The sequence below is a fragment of the Phormidium tenue FACHB-1050 genome (assembly GCF_014696925.1).
Taxonomy (GTDB): Bacteria; Cyanobacteriota; Cyanobacteriia; order Pseudanabaenales; family Pseudanabaenaceae; genus Pseudanabaena.
Genome location: NZ_JACJQY010000013.1, coordinates 87,011 through 108,554 on the forward strand (window position 1 = coordinate 87,011; position 21,544 = coordinate 108,554).

The window sequence follows — 21,544 nt, forward strand, 5'->3', positions numbered from 1 at the left end:
TCAAATTCAGTAGCGCGTGGCGAACCCTTGCACCACTGAATTTTAAGTTTGGACATAATTTTTAACCTGTTGAATTAAAAATACTGCCGCAATGGAATTACCAAACTCGTCAAGAGCAGGGCTATAGCAAGCGATCGCCGCTTTATCAACAATAATTGATAGCAAAGCCCCACTAATACTGGACTTTGAAGGTAATCCCAGATTTTTGGCAAAGTCTGCTGATGACTCATACATGCCACATTGAGACATAATTTCTAAAACTATGGGGATATGTGGCGATCGCTCAGTACTAACTAATAAAGTGCCAATTTGAGCCAGATCTTGAACATTGCCGCGCAAACAACAAATTTCTTCATAAACTGCAAGGGCTTGACTAGGATTAGCAATTATTCCTAAATATTGAAGCTGATCGGCGATCGCTAAATTCCGTCGATTGGTCACCGATCTCACAGAATCTAACATGGCTAAATCGAGTGTTAGTTTTGCTCCAGAGCGCTGATTGAGCCAATTTTGTAAAGTATCAGAGGATCTTAATAGTGAAGAAAGGGCGATCGCACCACTATTAATCATCGGGTTCTGGGGCTTGCTGTCAGGAATTGCATTAAATGGATCGTTACTCGGTTGATAGTCAACCATCTGAAAAACTGCATCTCTACCGAGATTTTCGAGTAAATAAAGTAACAAAAAGGGCTTGATCACACTCATCAATGGGAAAGCAGCGTCACTATCACCAGCCATGATGCGATCGCCTTGTATCTGTTGAACAGCGATCGCGATTAACTCGGGATCAGCCTTAGCTAATAAAGGAATATAGTTTGGCAGCTTTCCCCTTGAGACTTCTTGTCGCGCTAATTGTAGCCATTGTTGAAGATGATTTTCGAGCATAAAATCCCACTTATGTTGTAAAGATAGTGCTTCACCCTATCTTTACAACAGTTTATTACGTTGCATCATTATCTCTAAATCTGCATCACTCACACATCGGCACTAAAGCCAGTAATACCAAGTTAAGAAATTCTTAACTTGGTATTACTTACGCAAAAGAACTCATCGTAAGGGCAATTCATGAATTGCCCTTACGATGCAATGCGGGTTTAAAGACATTTTTGCGTAAGTCCTAAATTGGTATTAAGTCATCAAATAAACACAGTTTTTACAAGTACCTGCACAAGCTAAATTACCAAAACCCATAAAGTTGCCCCCATGTAGGTGCAACTTTATGGGTTTTGCTTTGTAATTGATTATGTCTAGCTACTGTAATCACTCACACCTAGAGCAAAATCGAGCGATTGAACCTCGTCAATTTATTTGCTTTAAAATATCAGCCAAATATGCCTTTGACATCCAAGACTAAGAAGTTTAACCTTATTACTAGGTGTATCAAGAGGATAATATTTAGGATGTTTAAGGTAAAAAGTTTTTCTGTTCGTACTGTAGCTTGTTTGTCTTTTTTAACAGCTTTGTCTATGTCACCGCTTCTGGCTTATGCAGAAACATCGACATCGCCTAACAAGCCTGACACTTATAAAGCTGTACCATTAGACCCTTTAACCACTCAAGCGCAAAATGTTACATCTGTATCTCAGCTTAGTGATGTAAGACCAACCGACTGGGCTTTCACGGCATTGCAATCTTTGGTTGAGCGATATGGATGTATTGCAGGCTACCCAGACAGTACCTATCGTGGTAAACAAGCGACTAGCCGTTACGAATTTGCCGCAGGGCTGAATGCTTGTCTCGACAAAATCAATGAAATCATCTCGGCTGGCTTAGCTGACAAAGTTAGTAAGGAAGATTTAGCCACTCTACAAAAGCTACAGGAAGAGTTTGCTGCTGAACTTGCTACTTTACGTGGTCGTGTTGATGCCCTTGATGCCAAAACTGCCAAGCTAGAAGCACAACAGTTTTCCACCACGACAAAACTCACTGGCGAAGTGATCTTCTCGGCAACCGCAGGTAGTGGTGGACCTAACGATGCCAGATCCAACGTTACATTAGGCAATCGTACTCGCCTTGTGCTCAATACCAGCTTTACAGGTAAAGATGCCCTCAGAACTCGATTGGAAGCAGGCAACAACCTTGCTGCCGCTAGTGGATCAACCAGTCTTGCTGGTCTGTTAGGAACGAACTCAGTCAGAATTGGACCTGGTGCTTCTACCACAGACAACTCTTTTGCACTTAGCCTTCTTGATTATAAATTCCCTATCCTTGACAATAAAGTAACTCTCTACGTTGCCCCAATCAGCTTCCCCGATGAGTTCTTCACCGTACTTTCACCAGTAGCTAGCAATGGTCAGGGTTCAATTTCTCGGTTCGGTCGCTTTGATCCCCTAATGCGGATTGCTGGCACATCTTCGCTATTTGCCTTTGACTGGAAGGTTTCTGATCAATTCAAAATTCAAGCAGGTTACGGTGCATCCAATGCAGCTTCGCCTTCACCTGGTGGACAGGGTGGTTTGTTTGGTGGATCAACCATTGCTCTAGTTCAGCTTTTATTCAAACCTGCTGAAAATCTTGATGCTTCTGTTACCTATGCAAATACTTACCATCAGTTTGCAGGTAATGGCAGAAGTTCTTTGGGAACTGGGCTAACTAGCTCAGAATCTATTACCACTGATGGGATTAATGCTGTATCTGGTTCAACCAGAGCTAACTCGATCGCAGGCAACTTAGCTTGGAAAATCACCCCAAAAATCTCTTTCCATACTTGGGGAGCGCTGATTTTTGCAGATTCAGTCAATACCTCTGCATCAACAACCTTTACCACTTGGATTACGGGCTTAACCTTCAATGATTTATTTAGCGAAGGTAGTATGGGAAGTGTTCTATTTGGACAGCCGATTAATCGCTCATCAGTTGGTGGCTTGGCAAATTTGGGAGCAGTTAATTCGACTCCCTATCATTTAGAACTGTTCTATCGTTATCGTCTCAGCAGGAATATCAGTATTACCCCTGGAGTTTTCTGGGTGTTTAATCCTGAAGGTGTGAGTACTAATCCAACTGCAACCGTTGGTGTAATTCGCACAACGTTCTCGTTCTAATAAATATAAAGGCACGCTTAGCGTGCCTTTATATTTATTATGATGATTTTTATAAAAAGTTAAATGGAGTACTTTAGCTATGACCACGATCGCAAAACAAGACCGAGATCTTGCTACGGTAATGAAAGATGATGGTGTTGCCAAAGCGAATACCCATGACAGCATCAACCGCATTTTTAACCGTTTAGAAGACATCAAAAAAGAGATGGGCGAACCATCTTGGTCAGTGCGCCTCATTTATACTGACATGATGAGCGCGGTCATGATTTGCCAAAAACCTGGTGAGAGTAATCGTACTCACTACCATGCCAACGAAGATGAGTGGTGGGTAATCATGGAAGGCGAGTTAGAGTGGGATGTGGATGGACATGGATCTTACCGTGCGACTAAGGATGACATCATTTTTGTGCCACGCAAGGTAATCCATAATATTCGTGTTATTGGCGATAAACCTTCAATCCGTTTGGCGATCGGCAAACCTGATGTAAATCATATTTTTGTGGAAGATCATGTTTTTGAGTAATGATTTTCTGCGCTAAACACAGCGATTCATTACTCAAAAACATTTAAAAAATTAGTTGATTCAGCTTATGACTAAACCCCATGAATTTCCCCACGATTTTAAGGGAAAAGTGGCTATTATTACTGGGGCAAGTAGTGGCATCGGTCTGGCAGTGGCTGAAGCGATCGCGCTTTACGGAGCGCATACTGTCTTTATCTCGCGTAGTGGTGCAGAGGCGATCGCTTCAGAACTAAATGCAACGGGTAAATCAGCATTGTCGATTCCCTGTGATGTTTCTGACGAAGATCAAGTTAAACAGGCGATCGCCACAGTCTTCCAGACATATGGACAGATTGATATCTTGATTAATAATGCGGCGATTAACCAAGTTGCCAAGATTGAGGATATTTCCCTCGAAGATTGGAACAAAGTTATGGCAACAAATCTCACTAGTCAGTTTCTCTGTTGCAAACATGTAGTGCCAATCATGAAGCGTCAACAAAGTGGCAAAATCATCAATGTTTCCTCGATCGCTGGGCATTTTCGCAGTAAATTGTCAGGAATTCATTACGTTACCTCAAAAGCAGGAGTAATTGGCTTTACAAGACAGCTTGCTTACGAGCTAGCCCCTTATCAAATTAATGTCAATGTGGTTTGTCCCAGTCAAACTTACACGCCAATGCTGGTAGCGACTTTGCCACCTGAAGCAGAACAAAAGTTAATCGACTCCATTCCTCTAGGTAGAATTGCCTCAATGGAAGAACAGGTAAATGTAATTCTATTTTTAGCTTCGCAACTATCTAGCTATATGACAGGTGCGATCGTTGATGTAAACGGGGGACAATTATAACAACACTTAATCTGGAGTGCTTTTGACACAGACAATTAATACCAATTCGCAAGAGTGTCATCACACTTTTATGAGTTGTAAAGCAAACCCAGTAGGGGTTTTAAAGCACAAAATAGAATAGCTATTTTGTGCTTTGGCATAGCAGATACTATGATTTCTTTCTTATCTTTCACACTTAGTTCCTATGGTTGAAATTTTATGTTCACGTTAGAAAACCCTCTCGTCATGCTCTACGTGAGATTAATTGGATGGACTCTCTTAGGCTATGTCTTAGGAAAGCTCCTCCCCAAAATCTTTACTACTTATCTCGGTAAGGCTTTACTGTTTGTGGGTGTTCCGATCAGTATTATTTCTTTTCTGCGTCAAGCGGATCTATCGGGATGGATCGTGATTGCTCCAACTACAGCTTGGGTAGCAATTTTAGTCGGTGCGGGACTAGCTTGGATTTGGATCGATCTTGGTGTAAGTGATGAAAGATTTAGTAAGTTATCAAGGGGGATTACTTCTAGAGAAAAGAATGTGGAAACTAGTCCCAGTATGGATACAGCCTTAGAACATGAAACTTCGTGGTCAGGGGCAACGCAGGGGAGTTTCTTACTTGCCATGACTTTAGGGAATACCGCTTTTATGGGATATCCCGTCAGTCTGGCTCTGGTGGGTCCCCAATATTTTGCTTGGTCACTGTTTTATGACCTGATTGGCTCAACTATTGCGGCTTATTCGGTGGGGATCGCTCTGGCTAGTCGCTATGGCAGCATGTCTGGCGGTCAAAAGAGACCAAATCCATTCGTATCAATGGCAAAGACACCCGCTTTATGGAGCTTACCAATTGGGGTGGGAATGCGATTTATCCCTTTGCCTACAGTGGTTACAACGGGGATGAGTACGATCGCATGGACAACAGTAACTTTGTCCCTTGTGATGATTGGGATGCAGCTAAGTCAATTAAAGACTCTCCGCAACGTCAAGAGAGCCTTAACTTGCCTATCCATTAAGATGCTGTTTACTCCATTAGTAGTTGGTACAGGGCTAATGTTTTTTGGGGTAACGGGAGAACCTCGGATGGCAATGGTTTTACAAATGGCGATGCCCCCAGCTTTCTCGACCCTTGTAATTGCCCAAGCCTATAATCTTGATCGCGATCTAACAGTTACCACCTTAGCTTTTGGCGTAGTTCTTTTATTGTTCACCATACCTATTTGGTTATGGCTATTTTCATAAAATCTACCTTTGGCTTCAGCTATATAAAATTTAATTTTAGGTATGTTTTTATGTAATCCATAAACAAAAATCATTAGTTTAATCTAATCTTTGCGTGAAAAATAGTTGAATATATCAGCCATAGTTATGTAGACTTACTGGAAAATTCTTGACAGAATTGATAAGGTCAATCTAGAAAGCAATAAAAACATGCCTAAACTACTAATCAGTACTTCGTCTTTTGATGTAAAAAGCAATCAGGTATTGCAAAGCTTACAAGATCAAGGCTTTGAAATTGTTTTAAATCCCTATGGTAGAAAGCTCAAGGAAACAGAGATTTTAGATCTACTCAGTGATGACGCTATTGTGGGCATGATTGCAGGTGTTGAACCTCTGACTGGTAATGTTTTAAATTCAGCGAAATCTCTAAAAGTGATTTCACGGTGTGGAATTGGAACCGATAGTGTCGATCTCGTGGCGGCGCAAGAATTAGGAATTCCTGTGCATATTACTCCTACAGCTCCTGTAATTGCTGTGGCTGAACTAACAGTGAGTCTAATCCTTTCCCTGCTGAGGCGCACATCAGAAGCCGATCGCATTTTGCGTGAAGGTACATGGAAACCTCTAATGGGCAAATTACTAGCCTCACAAGTGGTGGGACTTTTGGGCTATGGAAGAGTTGGCAATCGCGTAGGGCAGTTGTTAAAAACTTTTGGGGCAAAGAGAATCGCCTATGACATTTTTCGTGATGATTCCCTATTTGCTGATACCGTTTGCATCTCATCTTTAGATGAATTTATCGCCCGTTCAACTGTAATCACGATCCACATTCCCTATAACCAAGACAATCATCATTTAGTCGATCGCAACTTTATCAATAAGATGCAAGCAGGTAGTATTTTAATCAATACTTCTAGAGGGGGACTAGTTGATGAAGAAGCTTTGTATGATGCGCTAGTTTCTGGGCATTTGGCAGGTGCAGCCCTTGATGTGTTTGAAGAAGAGCCATATTCTGGAAAACTCAGTACCTTGCCCCAAGTTATTTTAACGCCTCATATGGGTTCCTATGCTAAAGAAGCCCGAACCCAGATGGAACAAGAAGCTTCTCAAAATCTATTTAATAGCCTCGTAAGTCTAGGTTTAGCTAAGTGATTCAAAATACCATGACCGAAATCATGACTAAAAGCATCCCTAAAAAATATGATGCGATCGTATTTGATTTTGATGGAGTCCTCGTGGAGTCAGTGGATGTCAAAACTCAAGCTTTTGGTGCTTTATACGCAGAATATGGCGATCGCATTGTCGAGCAGGTGAAAGCCTATCATCTACTTCATGGAGGCGTGTCAAGGTTTGACAAGTTTCGGTATTATCACGAAGTTTTGCTGGGTAAAACTTTAACCCAAGAAGAGGAACTGAGACTGGGAAATCTATTTTCGCAATATGTCGAAGATGCAGTAGTAGATGCAGTTTATGTGTCAGGAGCCTATGATTTTTTAGAAAATACTTATCAATCCATCCCGCTATTTGTAGCTTCAGGAACTCCCGATCAAGAGTTAAAAAGGATTGTGTCACGTCGGAATATGAGCCATTATTTTGTATCTGTGCATGGTTCTCCAGACCAAAAAGGAGATATTATTCAAAGGATTTTGTCGAAATATGATTTCGCGCCTGATCGCGTATTGATGGTTGGCGATGCGATCGCTGATTATGAAGGTGCGATCGCTGCGGGTGTAAAATTTATAGGCAGGGTGATGAAATATCCTAAAACTGATCCCTTTCCTGAAGGGACAATAGTTCTCCCAGACCTTGTTGAACTAGTCATATAAAATTCAATATAAACATTGCATTGCAATGTTTATATTGAATTCTGAGATTTCCAGTTTTGCTTTCTTCTTATCTTAAAAACCTATGCTTCGTCGTCAGTTTAATCGGTTGTCTCTGTCTTTAGCAGGTTTGGGTTTGGCAGCCTGTAGCGATTCCACAGTCCTAAATTATCGAATCCCCGAAAGAACATCTAAGTTTCGTGTTTGGTGGATTCAAAGCTTCTATCCTGCTGAGACCGAGGCTCTTTCCCAAATTGTGGCGGAGTGGGAAAAAAGGAATAATAGCAAGGTGGAGATCACTTTTTATAATGATGGCTCGATCAACCGTGATGCTGAAAATGCCCTTGAGAATGGCAATCCCCCTGATATTTTATTTAGTAACACGGCTGAATTTGCCCTCTATCCAAAGTTAGCTTGGCAAAATAAATTAGTAGATGTTTCTGATGTTGTAGAACCTGTTAAAAATCTATTTAGCCCAATCGCTCTTAAAGCTGTCGCCTATAAAAATAGTGCCAATCCTAAGCCTGCTTACTATGCTGTACCGATCGCCCAATTATCGGCTGGTTTACATTATTGGCGCGACCTCCTTGCTGATGTCGGAATGGCTGACACTAGTATCCCTAAAGATTGGGATAGCTTTTGGACGTTCTGGCAAACAGCACAAGACCGTGCTAACAACAAAGGCAAAAAAGATCTCTATGGCATCGGACTGCCCATGTCTGCCGAAGGTACGGATGTGATCTTCATGTTTGAGCAGTTCCTCACTGCTTATGGGGTAGAGCTACTTGATGACAATGGACAATTGCAAATTGATAGTCCCAAAAATCGCCAAGGTATTATCGACGCATTAACAAAATATACAGGATTTTATAAGAGTAAACATGTGCCGCCCACGGCTGTGCAATGGACAGATGCTGACAATAATCAAGTATTTCTGAGTCGCAATTCATTCATGACCACCAACCCCGGCTTGTCTATCCCTGCATCTCAGCAGTTTGATCCTGAAGTCTACAACAAAAAACTCGTAACCACAGAATGGTCACTTGCCCCCGATGGAAAACCTCTCAACTATTTAGTAGCGGTGAAACAAGCGGTTATATTTGCTGCTGCTAACGTTAAAGAAAACAAGGATGATATTGCTAAAGAGAAAGCAAGGCAAGATCTTGCTAAGAATTTGTTGTCCCACATTATCCAACCTGATAATTTGCTCACCTATTTGAAGGGTGCAGGAGGAAGGTACTTCCCGACCATGCCCAAATTATTGGAAGATCCCTATTATAAAGATTCCAAAGATCCTCATATTTTGGCTGCAACTAAGCAATTTCAGAATACAAAATCTTTCTATACATCGCAGAATCCTGCTTATTCAGAAGTAGGCGCAAAGCAAATATGGGGGAAAACCATCAAATCTGTAGCTACAGGTGCGAATACGCCTCAGCAAGCAGCCAATGAAGCGATCGCTCAAATTAAGAATATTTTCACCCAGTGGAAATGATCGGGATGTTAAGCGGTGCAAAGCACCCTCTCTTATTTCCTTCAGAATCGTTAGTAAAGTGAGTATGGAAGATGATCAACCAATTTAAGAAACGCTTGCTGTTACAACTTGTGGCATATTTCTCGGTTCTGTCGATTGTCACAGTTTTAGTCGTTGCTGTAAGTGCAAATACACGCAGTCGTGATGCTCTGAGGAAATCAGTAATTGATAGACTCGCGGTAGCCACATCGCTAAAGGAAGCTCAAGTAAATCAATGGGTTGACAATCAACGGCGTGATGTAATTTTGATGACGCAGTTACCAGATCTGCTCGTTAATTCTGAGATCACTTTTACGAAGGATCGCGAATCTCCAGAATTTAAAGCGGCTGTAGAATCTCTCCAGAAGTTTATGGCGGATGTATCTACTGTCAAACCAAATATTCGTCAAATTTCTATCCTGACAAATAACGGAATTACCATCGTTTCCACAGACAAACAAAAAGAAGGAAAATATCAGCCTCTCGGCAATACCACTACTTACTTTACTCGCGACCAATCCCGCGTTATTGTTCCTAACTTCTATATATCGCCAATTTCAGGAAAGGCGGCGATGACTTTTGCTGCGCCTTTAATTAATAAATTGGGCGATCGCATTGGTGTCGTGGCAGTTGATCTCGATCTGCAAGGGGTGGATGATATTATTCGCGAACGTACTGGACTAGGTGTGAGTGGTGAAACCTATTTAGTAGGTAGACTGACCGCTAAAAATGTTCTGATTTCAGGGGCGGGAGCAGATAATCAGCAACTTGCCAAAGATATCAAAAGTGAAGGTATTTCCGCCGCCGCTTTAGGAAAAGATGGGGAAGGTTTATATAAGAACTATAAAACTGTTCCTGTACTGGGTAGTTTTATTTGGATTGACAACCTCAATCTAGCTTTACTTGCAGAAATCTCACAGTCAGAAGCTTTTGAGCCAGCTGATCGCCTAGCTCGTGATATTTTGCTGATTGGATTAAGCTCCGCAGGTATCTTATTGACTGCTGTGTACTTGATTGCGCGAAGAATTTCTCAACCAATTTTAGCGATCGCTGATGCCGCCAACCAAGTTTCTGGAGGTAATCTTAATTCACAAGCGCCTGTATTAACTGAAGATGAAATTGGGATTTTGGCGATCGCGTTCAATCAAATGACATCTCAACTTAAAGCTTCGGGTGAACAATTAGCTGATTACAGCCGTACACTGGAGCAGAAAGTCGAGCAGCGTACCAGTGAGATCAAAGCAATTATCGATAACATGGTCGATGGATTGGTGGTAGTTAATAGCGAAGATCAAGTTACTCAATTTAACCCCGCCCTTGCAGGCATGATCGGGATCAGCAGCAAAGCTATATCTAAAGCTGCAAGTTATAAAGAAATATTTAAAGCTGAAGAAATCACTAATCTAGTGATCAATACGAGAGAAAATCCCAAACAAGTCTTTAGTGAGGAGTTCTCTTTGCCTGATCGTCGTATTGGCAAAGCAGTTGCTACTTCGATTTTTGGCGAAGAAAATATCTCAGAAGACACTCCATTGGGAACAAATTATTTGGGGACAGTAATTCTAATTCGTGATATTACTGCCGAAAAAGAAGTAGATCGAATGAAGACAGACTTCATCTCTACCGTATCCCATGAACTGCGAACACCACTTACTTCTGTACTTGGCTTTGCTAAATTGATTCAGAAAAAACTAGAAGAGTCAATATTTCCTCTAATCCAGTCCGATGACAAGAAAGTGAACCGAAGTGTGCGCCAAGTCAGTGAAAATATTGAAATTATTGTATCTGAGGGAACACGTCTCACCAAGCTAATAAACGAAGTTCTAGATGTTGCCAAAATCGAAGCTGGTAAAATGCAATGGAATATGCAGCCAATGGCAATTACGGAAGTAATTGATCGGGCTTTTTCGGCAACTTCAGCCCTTTTTGAGCAAAAGGGATTAGCCCCAGTACGAGAAATTGAAGCGGATTTGCCAGATGTCTATGGAGATAAGGATCGTCTGATCCAAGTTGTAATTAATCTCATTTCTAATGCTGTAAAGTTTACTGAGAAAGGCTGTATCACTTGCCGAGTGAGACAAGACAATCAATTTATTGTGGTCAGTGTTGTCGATCAAGGCGTAGGCATTTCCGAATCCGATCAGCCGAAAGTATTTGAAAAGTTTAAGCAAGTTGGTGACACTCTCACTGATAAGCCCCAAGGAACAGGGCTAGGACTACCAATTTCTAAGGAAATCGTCGCCCATCACGGCGGCAAAATTTGGGTGGAAAGTGAAGTTGGCAAAGGTAGTACATTCTCTTTCACTTTACCGATTAGTACAGGAGCCGAACAACTTCCTTCCATTAATTTTGATATTCTCATTGAGCAACTCAAGAAAAGAGTTGTGACTGATGGTCAAACTCCAACTGACAGCCCAAGTGCAATTGATCATCCCAAAAATATTCTCGTTATTGATGATGATCCTAGCATCCGTAATCTCCTCAGACAGGAATTGGAAGCTAAAGGATATTCTGTGCGCGAAGCAGGAAGTGGACAAGATGCGATCGCCAAAGTACGAGAAAGTCGTCCTGATCTGATTACCCTTGATATTGTGATGGAAGGTATTAGTGGCTACGATGTAGCGGCGATACTCAAATCCGATCCTGCGACATTAGATATTCCGATTATCATTGTTTCTGTATTAGATGACAAAAACAAGGGTCGCCATCTAGGTATTGATAGTTATGTGACGAAACCCCTAGATATGGCGATATTGTTGCGTGAGGTAGATATTCTTTTATCTAGTAAAGCTTCTACAGGCAAAAAGATTCTCGTAGTTGAAGATAACTTTGGCTCGATTGATCTATTGATGGATATGTTGCAAAATCAAGGTTTCTTACCGTCTAAAATCTCTCCTCAAGATGATTTGAGAGCTAGTGCGATCGCATCTCAACCTGATGTAATTATTGCTAGTACCAAGTTAGCCGAGCAAGTACAATCTCTGCGTGCTGAGCAAAATATGGAACATATTCGTTTTTTATTAATTGCTGACCAATAGTAAAGATATTAGGGTTCTGCAATTTAACAACTTGATTTTTGATAGCGCGACGAAGCTGCGCTATCAAAAATCAAGTTGTTAAATTAAGTGCTTCGCCTTAATTTAACAACTCACAAATTTAGAACTTACGCAAAAGGCGATCGCCTTTTGCTATTGATCCACATATGAGTTATCCTAGACAAGCTGTTAAAAAACACACGCTTGAGGTTTCGGGTGTTTAGAGTTACTTGTAACTACTAGATTCCATCTCAGGCGCAAGGATAAACCCGAACACAGGAGAAAACTTAAATGGGAGTCGTAACCCTAGCTCAATTGCTAGAGTCGGGCGTTCACTTCGGGCATCAAACCCGTCGCTGGAACCCCAAGATGGAGCCTTACATCTTCACCGAGCGTAATGGCGTTCATATTATTGACCTTGTGCAAACCGCACAATACCTCGAAGAAGCTTACGCTTATTTGCGTCAAGCTTCCGAGCAAGGCAAAAAAGTATTGTTTGTAGGCACAAAGCGTCAAGCTGCTGGTCTGATTGCTCAAGAAGCAGCCCGTTGCGGTAGCTACTACATCAACCAACGCTGGTTGGGTGGAATGCTCACCAACTGGACAACGATCAAAACCCGTGTCGATCGCCTCAAGGATCTCGAACGTCGCGACGAAAGTGGCGCACTTGATCGCCTCCCTAAGAAAGAAGCATCTACACTTCGCCGCGAAATGGAAAAGCTACGTAAGTACCTTGGCGGTATCAAGCTTATGCGTAAGCCACCCGACATCGTGATCGTAGTTGACCACAAACGTGAGTACAACGCTGTTCAAGAATGCCAAAAGTTGAAGATTCCCATTGTGTCTTTGCTTGACACCAACTGCGATCCCGATAGCGTTGACATTGGGATTCCTGCAAACGATGACGCAATTCGCTCGATCAAGTTGATCGTTGGCAAGCTTGCAGATGCCATCTACGAAGGTCGTCATGGCGATATCGAAGATATCGAGTATGAAGTTTCTGCTGAAGATGCTGAAGCTTACATCGAAGATGAAGCGATCATCACAGGCGATGAAGAGGAAGTTGCTTAAAGCTTCTCAAAAATAAAAAAGGGGGTGCTAAGCGCCCCCTTTTTTATTGGTATTAATAAACTTCATCGTGACTACCAATATCGACTAAAACTATTGTCTCATTTTGGACTAAAAAAACACAAATAATGCGGTATTCATAGGTCAGACTAAAGGCATAAAATTCGCTAAGATCGCCTTTTAATTTATGTGTTTTTAGTGATGGATCAAATGGATTAGTTTTAAGCTTTTCTAAAACTTCTCCATACTTGTCAATTAAGTGAGGACGTTTTTTAAAGAATTTGTGTTCTTTACGTTTATAGTCATCATCTTTAAATAATTTCATGTTTTAAATCTTGAATATAAGCTTTTACATCACTAATCTCGGTAAAGCCCGATAAACCTTCCTGTTTAATTTTTTGTATGGTTTTTAAGCATTGATGTTGATCTATTGCGAGATCTTTATCAGATTCTTGCTCTATCTCGCTATTAATTCCCAATCGAAAATAGTGAATCAGATCATATAGAGCAGATAGTTTAGATTCGGGAATATATTGCAACTCGTTAATGATGGCATCTTTATTTGACATTGCTCGATACCTATAAAAGTAGTGTTGAAAATATTGCTATTGATAAATTTTACCTAATAAAACCGATCGCTTAGCACCTGTGACACTGGGTAAATTGCCACAGCGTTCTTTGATTCTTAAATATCCCAACACCGCAAAGGCGATCGCCTCTTTACTATCGCTATCAATGCCACAGTCATTGGTACGCATCACGATCGCAGGTTTAACTAAATCCTGTAAGCGCTCCATCAAATAGCCATTATGACCACCACCACCACCGATTAAAACCTCATCGGGAAATACGGGCAGAAAGTCACGATAACTTTTGGCGATCGCCCTTGCTGTAAATTCTGTAAGTGTTGCCATAATATCGCGATCGCTAAGTCCTCCACATTCCTGCAAACATTTTTCTAAATATGCAGGACTAAATAACTCGCGCCCAGTAGATTTTGGTGGTGCGGTGACAAAAAACTCTTGTTCTAACCATTTATCAATCAATAGCAAATCAGGCTGACCTTGGCGGGCGATCGCGCCATCCGCATCAAACGCAACCCCAAATAATTTTTGTGATGCCATATCGATCAGGACATTACCTGTACCGTTATCAAAACCAAAAACTTTTTCTTGATTTTCTAGGGCTTTTGGAGGCAGGTAAGTTAGGTTACTGATACCACCAATGTTTTGACATACTCGATATTTTGTAGGATCAGATAGCAACAAAATATCTAGCATTGGCACTAGGGGAGCCGCATGTCCACCTGCTTCAATATCAGCAACTCGGAAATCACTGATAGTTTTAATCCCTGTTAATTCGGCAATTACCGCACCTCGCCCCAATTGCACCGAATAGCCGAGTCCAGTTTTGCCGTCCTGAGGAGTGACTGGTGGGCGATGAAAAACTGTTTGACCATGAGAGGCAATCAAATCTGGTAAGCGATCGCCTTTCTCCATAATCGCGATCGCCGCTTGGGCAAAACTCTCGGCTATGCGATCGTCGAGTTCACATATTTGTTGTAGCGATCGCGGCGCACCTGCACAGACAGCTAATATCTCGGTACGCAGGTCGGCAGCATAAGGATAGGTATATCCTGCGATTAAGTTAGTTTCAAGTTTTTCATGGCGATCGATAATTTCCACCAGAGCTGCATCGATGCCATCCACCGATGTGCCACTAATTAAGCCGATCGCTAATATTTTGTCCGTTGGCGCATTAATCATGAGTTGTAGCTAAAAAGATAGTAGCGATCGCTTTTAATATTTGCAGTACATCATAAAGATGATTGGTTCGCGACAACATTGAATAGGTTTCTGAAAAGTCATACAGTTTAAGCTGGGGATCAATCTTGATAAATATAAAATTATTACCGTTTGTAACCATGCCAAATAATGGTGATGATTCTTGTGAAGAGGAGATCGCATAGGCAAGTGTTTGGGGAATGCCAACTTCAATATCAAATTCAGTTTCTTTGGATTCAATAATTACGCGCCAAAAACGTTCCTGTACGACCAAAAAATCAATGCGTCCCCGTAAGGTTTCATTCTCAACTGTGGTTTCAATCTCGACAGATAATTCCGATCGCAAGCGAAATGGGGGATCGTAGAAACCAGCTAATTCCATTAATCGCGACACGACGATCGCATTGACTGCACCTTCAGTAACTTGTCCTTCCTCACGATGGTATCGAAAGCGTTGTCGAATTAAATCTAAAGTTTCTTGTTCTAAAGCTGTTAGTTGTGGTAACCCCTCAAACCACTCTGTAAAAAATTGGCTATCAGTGGCTCTCTGTAGACCGAGCCTTTGATGGACATGGTTTAAGGTTTTGATAACCTGTGTGACAGCAGTTTGAGGCATTTTTTTATCTTGCTAAGCTTGTTTTCGATTTAGCATTTCAATCATCAGTCTAATGCTTTCGGCTTGAGTCTGAGCAACAATGGCTTGCTGTCTGGTAATTTCTTTGATTTCTACCAATTCAGCATGGAGGGTTTCACGTTGCTCTCTGGCTTCCTCTCTAACACTGTTTATCTCAGCCTTGATGTTGGGCAGTTCAAGGTACAAAGCCTCTATGAGTCTGCCTATTTGTTCGCCTTGCTGCTCTATCTTGTCAGCGATCCGATCTACTTTGTCAGCAAAACGATCTAACCGTTCATCTGTCCATCTTTCAGCCATTAGTTTAATCTCTGCGATCTCCCTTAAGTTTAAGTGATTCAGATCTGAAAAATTTACAGACACACAAAATTATTTAAGTAATGTTCTTTATCAAAGAACTAGTCATTTTCTGTAATTTTTTTGCAACTTCGAGCCTGTGACATTTTGAACAATCCATTTCGGCGCAAAGCAATAATATGTTTTTAGATTCAAGTATTTCAGCAACTTCTAGCAATGATTCGTTTGCTTTTGCTGCATCAGGTGGTATCCAATTACTCTTGCCTGATACATTGCCAAGTGCTGTTTTCGATATATAAAGAATGTCATGAGACGCACAAAGTTTTTGAATAGCATCTCCATACCATTTTCTAGTCCAAGCCCTTGGAGTCATCCTTACATCAATAACGCAAGTAACATTAAATGTCTTTAGACATTCTAGAAAAGAGTCATAGTCTTTCCTATTTCCATAACCAAAAGTTAGGATAGAATTTTTAGTAGAAATTGTTGAAGTAGTCATTTTATAAGTCAAATAAACTTAAAGTTTGATATTTTAAAGGTTCAATTTTTTGAGGATAAAAAATACCTATAATCATAAAAGTTTTCTTGTGATTTTTTAGATTGCCTACAATGAAATAAAGGTCTTTTTTAGCTAAAAAATTGCCTTCTAGTTGTTCCTTAACTTTAATTATAGCCTCTTTTTCCTTACCTTCTAAAGTGTTCGATTGAGAGTTATTTCTACAATTTCTATAGAGCTGTGAAATTTCCCAATCACTTATAGAGTATGAGTGCTTTATGTTATCCATATCTGTAAACTGGTAGTAAAACTGATATGGTATTTTATCTAATTCAACTGATGGCTCAAACAAATCACCTTGATCTTGCACGGCTTGCTGCTTGCTACTCCATTCACGTTCAGTAGTCTTAGAGAAATATTTTTCTATACTTTTAGGTTTAACAATACCTAAGGATTTTCCTTGCGATTCAATTTCAAATATTGAATTAAATTGTAAAGGCAATACAAGAGATTTGCGATCTTCCCAATTATTGTCTGTGCCTATAGTTCTAATGATATTTATCGATGTATCATTGATTCGATAGCTTTCTTGTCTATAATCTTTGTCGTTCCTTTCGATTTCAGCGCTAATAATAGACCATCTCTTATAACGCTTATCTGTATCTAGACCACGATATCTAATAGGGTAAATGCGAATCCACTGTAGAGGTTTTTCATCATCATCTAATAGGATGCCAGCCGTACAAACCGTTTCTTTATATTTAGTACTAATCGCTGGATAGGTTTTAGTCGCAATTAAAATTTTTCTTCTTTCCATAACAAAATTAGCAAAAATATTGCTATCAAAGTTGTAATCGGCATATTAGAATCTCTGCTCTACTTTCCCAATAAAAATCTTACTACTTTAACAGTAATTTTTCAGCTAAAACTAAAATTTTTAGTTGATTTATTTTTGCGCCGCTTTCTTTAACAAATATTAAAAAAGGCGGCGCATTGCGCCGCCTTCTTTGGTTTACTTCATCCACTCAGTGTGGAAGAATTCGCCTCTGGGCTTGTCGGTGCGCTCATAGGTGTGAGCGCCGAAGTAATCGCGTTGTGCCTGAGTCAAGTTTTGAGGTAGGCGATCGCGTCTGTAACTATCGAAATAATCAAGAGATGCACTAAACGCGGGGATCGGAATACCCAACTGTGCCGCCGCCATAACCACCTTGCGCCATGCTGCTTCTTTAGTCAAAATCGTCTGCTTGAAATCGGGATCAACTAGCAGGTTAGGTAGTTGAGCATTGCGCTGAAATGCAAGCTTGATCTTGTCAAGGAAAGCCGCACGGATAATGCAACCACCTTTCCAAATACGGGCAATTTCACCTAGATTCAAGTCATAGCCAAAGTCACGGGAAGCCGCACCAAGTAGCGCCATACCTTGAGCATAGGAACAAATTTTGGAACAGTACAGCGCATCACGTACCGCATCAATAAATTCTTGGCGATCGCCTTCATACTTACCAGAAGTCGAACTGATTAACACCTTCGAGGCTGCAACCCGCTCTTCTTTATAAGAAGACATTACCCTTGCAGTCACCGCCGCGATCATCGTGGGGATCGGTACACCCAAATCAAAGGCACTCTGTACCGTCCATTTACCTGTCCCCTTTTGCCCAGCCGCATCAAGAATTTTATTGACCAACGCATCTCCAGTGAGATCGTCAATCTTCGTAAAAATATCTGTCGTGATATCGATTAGATAAGAATCAAGCTCTGAGCTTTTCCAAGCGGTAAAGGTTTCATGCAGCTCACTCGCCGTCAAGCCCAAACCAGTACTGAGCAAATCATAAGCTTCAGCAATCAACTGCATATCGCCATACTCAATGCCGTTATGCACCATTTTGACGTAATGCCCCGCACTACCCTTACCGATGTAGGTTACACAAGCACCATCATCGACTTGAGCCGCGATCTTAGTCACGATTGGCTCAATCTCAGCATAGGCTGACTTTTGCCCACCAGGCATCATGCTGGGACCATTAAGTGCGCCTTCTTCACCTCCACTTACGCCCATACCAATGAATTTGAGATTAATTGCCTCTAGCTCCACGGTGCGGCGATCGGTGTCGTCATAGAGCGAGTTACCGCCATCAATGATAATGTCACCTTCATCCAAAAAGGGAATTAGCTCTTTGATAACTGCATCAACTGGCGCTCCCGCCTTAACCATGATCAACATTTTGCGGGGACGCTCTAGGGATGCAACAAATTCAGCGATCGTAAATGTGCCTTTGAAATTTTTACCAGCAGCACGGGTTGCTAAAAACTTATCAGTTTTGTCGCGGCTACGGTTATAAACACTCATCGAAAACCCATTGCGCTCAATGTTTAGAGCAAGGTTTTCACCCATCACCGCCAAACCAATCAATCCAAAATTTTGCTTGTCAGATGCCATAAAATCCTCTCTATTCATGAACGTCCATGAACAATATGATGCATTCCCAAAGTTAAGTCAGTTTTTACTGAACTTAAGGACAAAGGTATCGTAAGCGCTGATTTAGCGGGGATCGCAAATCCTTTGTAAATCCTTAATACCATCAGCACCAAAAGTTCTACTTCTATGGCTATCGCTTGTCTAAATGTATAAGTAATGGCGACACTTCGCCGTCGCCATTACTTTTTTTTTTGGGGGGGGGATTAAATCAAACATTAATTCAAACATCAAGAAATAACAATAAATAACAATTCACGAAAGTGTGACCACACTTTTGCGTATTAAAACCAAGCCCAGCAAGAGTTTTACAATCACAAAATGGCTACGCCATTTTGTGATTTTGTATAATCTGGTGAAGAGGAGTTACCCCGCAGAAGTAAATTCTCACTAATCCTATAAGTTTCTTTAATGAATTAGGATTGGTATAATCAAAGCAAGTTAAGTTGCTTCATTTAATTACCATACGATCGCGGACACCATGAAATTCTGTGAAGCATTCAGGGAAGTATTCACAGGTCTGACTTATAACGGTGTATGCTTAGTTTAGTTAAGGTGGGCAATATATGCATCTCCAACTAAAACTAAATTTAACAATATCGCTATCGCTAACCAAACTAAAGCCACAAAGCCAATTAGCAAGGGGATAAGTTAGACTACCTAGACATTTAATTTTTTTGCGGAACTTAAGTTTAGGTAGTTTTTAAATATGGGTTTATCTCAGTTAAATCTGAGATATCTTTCGACTAGAATTCTTTTTTATACAGACTGTATTTAGAAGTAAGTTCGATATTGATTGATTAACATATTTTTCTAGCAATTGCTTAGTAAGGTCTAGTCCGCATTAGACAACTTATTTTTCTGGAGGTTCAGATGAGTAAAATCAATAAGTCCAGCCAATCCGATGACTCAAATAGTAAACTACCAAGATCTGTTACACCTAAACCTCCGATTAAAGACTTGCCTAAACTAGAAGTTGTTAAAGTTATCGCCCCTAAGTCTCCAGAGTCTACTCAGGCTGAAGAGCAAAAGTCATCGCAACAAACCGAGGATATAGTTAAACCTATTCCCAAGATTATTCCTGCGGCTTTAAAAGTTAAAAATCCTAACTTAATTCGTACTGGCGACAGTCAAGCATCTGTAGATAATCAATCTGAAGATTCTAAAGAAAATAAAGTCTGTTTACAGCCAATTCCAGCCGCAACAGAGCCATTTCAGTACCGAGCGATCGGCGTAATCTATGGGAAATATGTTGCTAGTGAAGATAACTTTGCGAAAGGGCATATCCTCACAACGGATGGTTCTCAAGTTGATGCCGTACTACTTGGCAAGATTATTTCGATTGTTAAAAAGCGTCTAGAAAGCGATCGCGAATATTTGTGGGTAGTATATCCACGAACCAATGACAAAGCAGGCAAATTACATGTACAGATATCTGGCGTGTGGGCTCCTGTTGAGCTTGGTAAACCTGATATCCCCCTTGATCCTAGTGTCGAAGATGGTTATTTTTCGGTGCGCGGTGAGATCTCTAGCCAATCTACTGAAGATAATTCAGTAATTGTTAAGGTACGCCGTACTGAGCAAAAGTTTGATAAACATAAAGATAAAGTCACCAAGGAATACAGCAAATTCAAGGTTCGTCTTACAGGGTTGTTGCCAACTGATGCTGTTGGACAATTCTGGAGCGTGAATGTGCAACGTCAAGGGGATGTCTTGACGATTATTGATGGTGAATTTATTGGAATTATTCCTTATAAGGGTAAGCGCGGCTCACAATTTAAGGGTCGTCCTAGTGGCGGTGGCAAATTTGCGCCTAGGAAATACAACGATCGCCCCTATAGCGATCGCCCATTTAAGCCATCCTATACAGGTGATGGCGGTGATGGTGCTTTTTATCCACCACGTCCCAGATTTTCTTCGGAAGATCGTCCACCCGTACCGAAGCCATTGATTAAGCGCAAAGAGCCTACTGATAGCTAAAAAAAGCCCCTCTCGCAATGCGAGAGGGGCTTTTTTTAGCTATCAGTAGGGACAATTCATGAATTGCCCCTACTGATATAGCAAAGCAAGTTTTGTTTAGGACATAAAACCCAAGAATCGAGTGGCGGCGCTTCGCGCCGCCACTTGATTCTTGGGTTTTGGTTTGTACTAGCTAACTCTTTTTTTGCTATAGCTATTAAGGTTGCAATACCATACTCCATTCTTTGTTTTGGCTGTCCCAAAATGGGGCATCGGTTTCGCCAACAATATTTGGTCCCCAGTAAGTGCGGGAACCATCGGTGGCGAAGGCAAAAATCACATCACCTTTACCGATCGCAATTTTATAATTTGGCAAAGACAACAATAAGCCCTCTTTACCACCTTCATTGGGCGCGAAGTCCCAATTCAGAGGCTCAATCGCTTGCCACACATTTTGGGAGGTAACTCGCGAAAACAGGACAATCCGCACGGAGCGATCGGTACGATTGCCGACGCGCAGGCTGCCAATATTCTCGCCATCATTGAGACTGGGGCGCGTAAAAGTTGCGGGTAAAGGCGGTACGACAACTTTAGTCGATTCAATATTTTCAGCAATATCTCGAGGTGTCGTTGGGTGCAAACGTTGCCATAGGGAAACACCTGTCAGGGCAATTATTATTCCCAGACACATCGAATAAGCATATTTGACATCAAGAGTTGGTATCACAGCTTAGATTTTGATGTTTATATTTTTTATTTTATGCTTCCCATCAATACTGCGGACAGAATTAGGAGTTATAGATAAAAAAGCCATTCATCGTATAAGGTGCGGATATTGAACACCAGCACCAAAAATGAATAGCATAAATTTC

20 protein-coding genes are annotated in these 21,544 nt (G+C 41.1%); 10 read left to right on the plus strand and 10 right to left on the minus strand.

Annotation, left to right across the window (positions count from 1 at the left end):
* Positions 1-42 precede the first annotated feature (42 nt).
* Positions 43-885, minus strand: coding sequence for a glutaminase (locus H6G05_RS10460; protein ID WP_190578116.1), 843 nt, complete (start codon positions 883-885; stop codon positions 43-45).
* Positions 886-1,466: 581 nt separating this feature from the next.
* Here H6G05_RS10460 and H6G05_RS10465 point away from each other — a divergent pair.
* The 9 genes from H6G05_RS10465 to rpsB all read left to right on the plus strand — a co-directional run bounded on the left by H6G05_RS10465 (position 1,467) and on the right by rpsB (position 13,035).
* On the plus strand, positions 1,467-3,041 hold the full coding sequence (locus tag H6G05_RS10465) for an iron uptake porin (protein WP_242025401.1): 1,575 nt from the start codon (positions 1,467-1,469) through the stop codon (positions 3,039-3,041).
* Positions 3,042-3,120: 79 nt separating this feature from the next.
* Positions 3,121-3,564 (plus strand): cupin domain-containing protein, encoded by a 444-nt coding sequence (locus H6G05_RS10470; protein WP_190578118.1) that lies wholly within the window; start codon positions 3,121-3,123, stop codon positions 3,562-3,564.
* Positions 3,565-3,631: 67 nt separating this feature from the next.
* Positions 3,632-4,393: an SDR family NAD(P)-dependent oxidoreductase gene (locus tag H6G05_RS10475; RefSeq protein ID WP_190578119.1), complete on the plus strand. Its 762-nt coding sequence runs from the start codon at positions 3,632-3,634 to the stop codon at positions 4,391-4,393.
* Positions 4,394-4,591: 198 nt separating this feature from the next.
* Positions 4,592-5,614: an AEC family transporter gene (locus H6G05_RS10480; RefSeq protein WP_190578120.1), complete on the plus strand. Its 1,023-nt coding sequence runs from the start codon at positions 4,592-4,594 to the stop codon at positions 5,612-5,614.
* A gap of 189 nt (positions 5,615-5,803) precedes the next feature.
* The gene (locus H6G05_RS10485) at positions 5,804-6,745 is read left to right on the plus strand and encodes a phosphoglycerate dehydrogenase (RefSeq protein ID WP_190578121.1); all 942 of its coding nucleotides are present in this window, start codon (positions 5,804-5,806) and stop codon (positions 6,743-6,745) included.
* 23 nt (positions 6,746-6,768) lie between these two features.
* Positions 6,769-7,419 carry an HAD family hydrolase gene (locus H6G05_RS10490; protein ID WP_190578136.1) on the plus strand — a complete coding sequence of 217 codons (651 nt, stop codon included), beginning with the start codon at positions 6,769-6,771 and terminating at the stop codon, positions 7,417-7,419.
* Positions 7,420-7,501: 82 nt separating this feature from the next.
* The gene (locus H6G05_RS10495) at positions 7,502-8,911 is read left to right on the plus strand and encodes an ABC transporter substrate-binding protein (protein WP_190578122.1); all 1,410 of its coding nucleotides are present in this window, start codon (positions 7,502-7,504) and stop codon (positions 8,909-8,911) included.
* Between the two features lie 71 nt (positions 8,912-8,982).
* Positions 8,983-11,967: an ATP-binding protein gene (locus H6G05_RS10500; protein ID WP_190578123.1), complete on the plus strand. Its 2,985-nt coding sequence runs from the start codon at positions 8,983-8,985 to the stop codon at positions 11,965-11,967.
* Positions 11,968-12,255: 288 nt separating this feature from the next.
* The gene (gene rpsB, locus H6G05_RS10505; protein WP_190578124.1) at positions 12,256-13,035 is read left to right on the plus strand and encodes a 30S ribosomal protein S2; all 780 of its coding nucleotides are present in this window, start codon (positions 12,256-12,258) and stop codon (positions 13,033-13,035) included.
* 52 nt (positions 13,036-13,087) lie between these two features.
* Here the strand turns inward: rpsB and H6G05_RS10510 are convergent, their stop codons facing one another.
* The 8 genes from H6G05_RS10510 to gnd all read right to left on the minus strand — a co-directional run bounded on the left by H6G05_RS10510 (position 13,088) and on the right by gnd (position 18,677).
* Entirely contained in the window at positions 13,088-13,357 is a 270-nt protein-coding gene (locus tag H6G05_RS10510) for a type II toxin-antitoxin system RelE/ParE family toxin (RefSeq protein WP_190578125.1), read from the minus strand.
* Positions 13,344-13,601 carry a hypothetical protein gene (locus tag H6G05_RS10515; protein WP_190578138.1) on the minus strand — a complete coding sequence of 86 codons (258 nt, stop codon included), beginning with the start codon at positions 13,599-13,601 and terminating at the stop codon, positions 13,344-13,346. The genes H6G05_RS10510 and H6G05_RS10515 overlap by 14 nt, the downstream gene beginning before the upstream one ends.
* A 36-nt stretch (positions 13,602-13,637) precedes the next feature.
* Complete coding sequence (locus H6G05_RS10520) at positions 13,638-14,798, minus strand: anhydro-N-acetylmuramic acid kinase (RefSeq protein ID WP_199310453.1); 1,161 nt, start codon at positions 14,796-14,798, stop codon at positions 13,638-13,640.
* Positions 14,791-15,432, minus strand: coding sequence for a PD-(D/E)XK nuclease family protein (locus H6G05_RS10525; protein ID WP_190578126.1), 642 nt, complete (start codon positions 15,430-15,432; stop codon positions 14,791-14,793). The genes H6G05_RS10520 and H6G05_RS10525 overlap by 8 nt, the downstream gene beginning before the upstream one ends.
* A gap of 12 nt (positions 15,433-15,444) precedes the next feature.
* Positions 15,445-15,747 carry a hypothetical protein gene (locus tag H6G05_RS10530; RefSeq protein ID WP_190578127.1) on the minus strand — a complete coding sequence of 101 codons (303 nt, stop codon included), beginning with the start codon at positions 15,745-15,747 and terminating at the stop codon, positions 15,445-15,447.
* A gap of 73 nt (positions 15,748-15,820) precedes the next feature.
* The gene (locus tag H6G05_RS10535; protein WP_190578128.1) at positions 15,821-16,243 is read right to left on the minus strand and encodes a DUF488 domain-containing protein; all 423 of its coding nucleotides are present in this window, start codon (positions 16,241-16,243) and stop codon (positions 15,821-15,823) included.
* A 1-nt stretch (position 16,244) separates the two neighbouring features.
* Complete coding sequence (locus H6G05_RS10540; protein ID WP_190578129.1) at positions 16,245-17,057, minus strand: hypothetical protein; 813 nt, start codon at positions 17,055-17,057, stop codon at positions 16,245-16,247.
* Between the two features lie 195 nt (positions 17,058-17,252).
* On the minus strand, positions 17,253-18,677 hold the full coding sequence (gene gnd, locus H6G05_RS10545; protein ID WP_190578130.1) for a decarboxylating NADP(+)-dependent phosphogluconate dehydrogenase: 1,425 nt from the start codon (positions 18,675-18,677) through the stop codon (positions 17,253-17,255).
* A 909-nt stretch (positions 18,678-19,586) separates the two neighbouring features.
* Here gnd and H6G05_RS10550 point away from each other — a divergent pair.
* A complete protein-coding gene (locus H6G05_RS10550) occupies positions 19,587-20,693 on the plus strand; it encodes a hypothetical protein (protein WP_190578131.1) in 1,107 nt (368 codons plus the stop codon).
* A gap of 196 nt (positions 20,694-20,889) precedes the next feature.
* On the opposite strand, the gene H6G05_RS10555 is transcribed toward H6G05_RS10550, so the two are convergent.
* Complete coding sequence (locus H6G05_RS10555; RefSeq protein ID WP_190578132.1) at positions 20,890-21,399, minus strand: hypothetical protein; 510 nt, start codon at positions 21,397-21,399, stop codon at positions 20,890-20,892.
* Positions 21,400-21,544 lie beyond the last annotated feature (145 nt).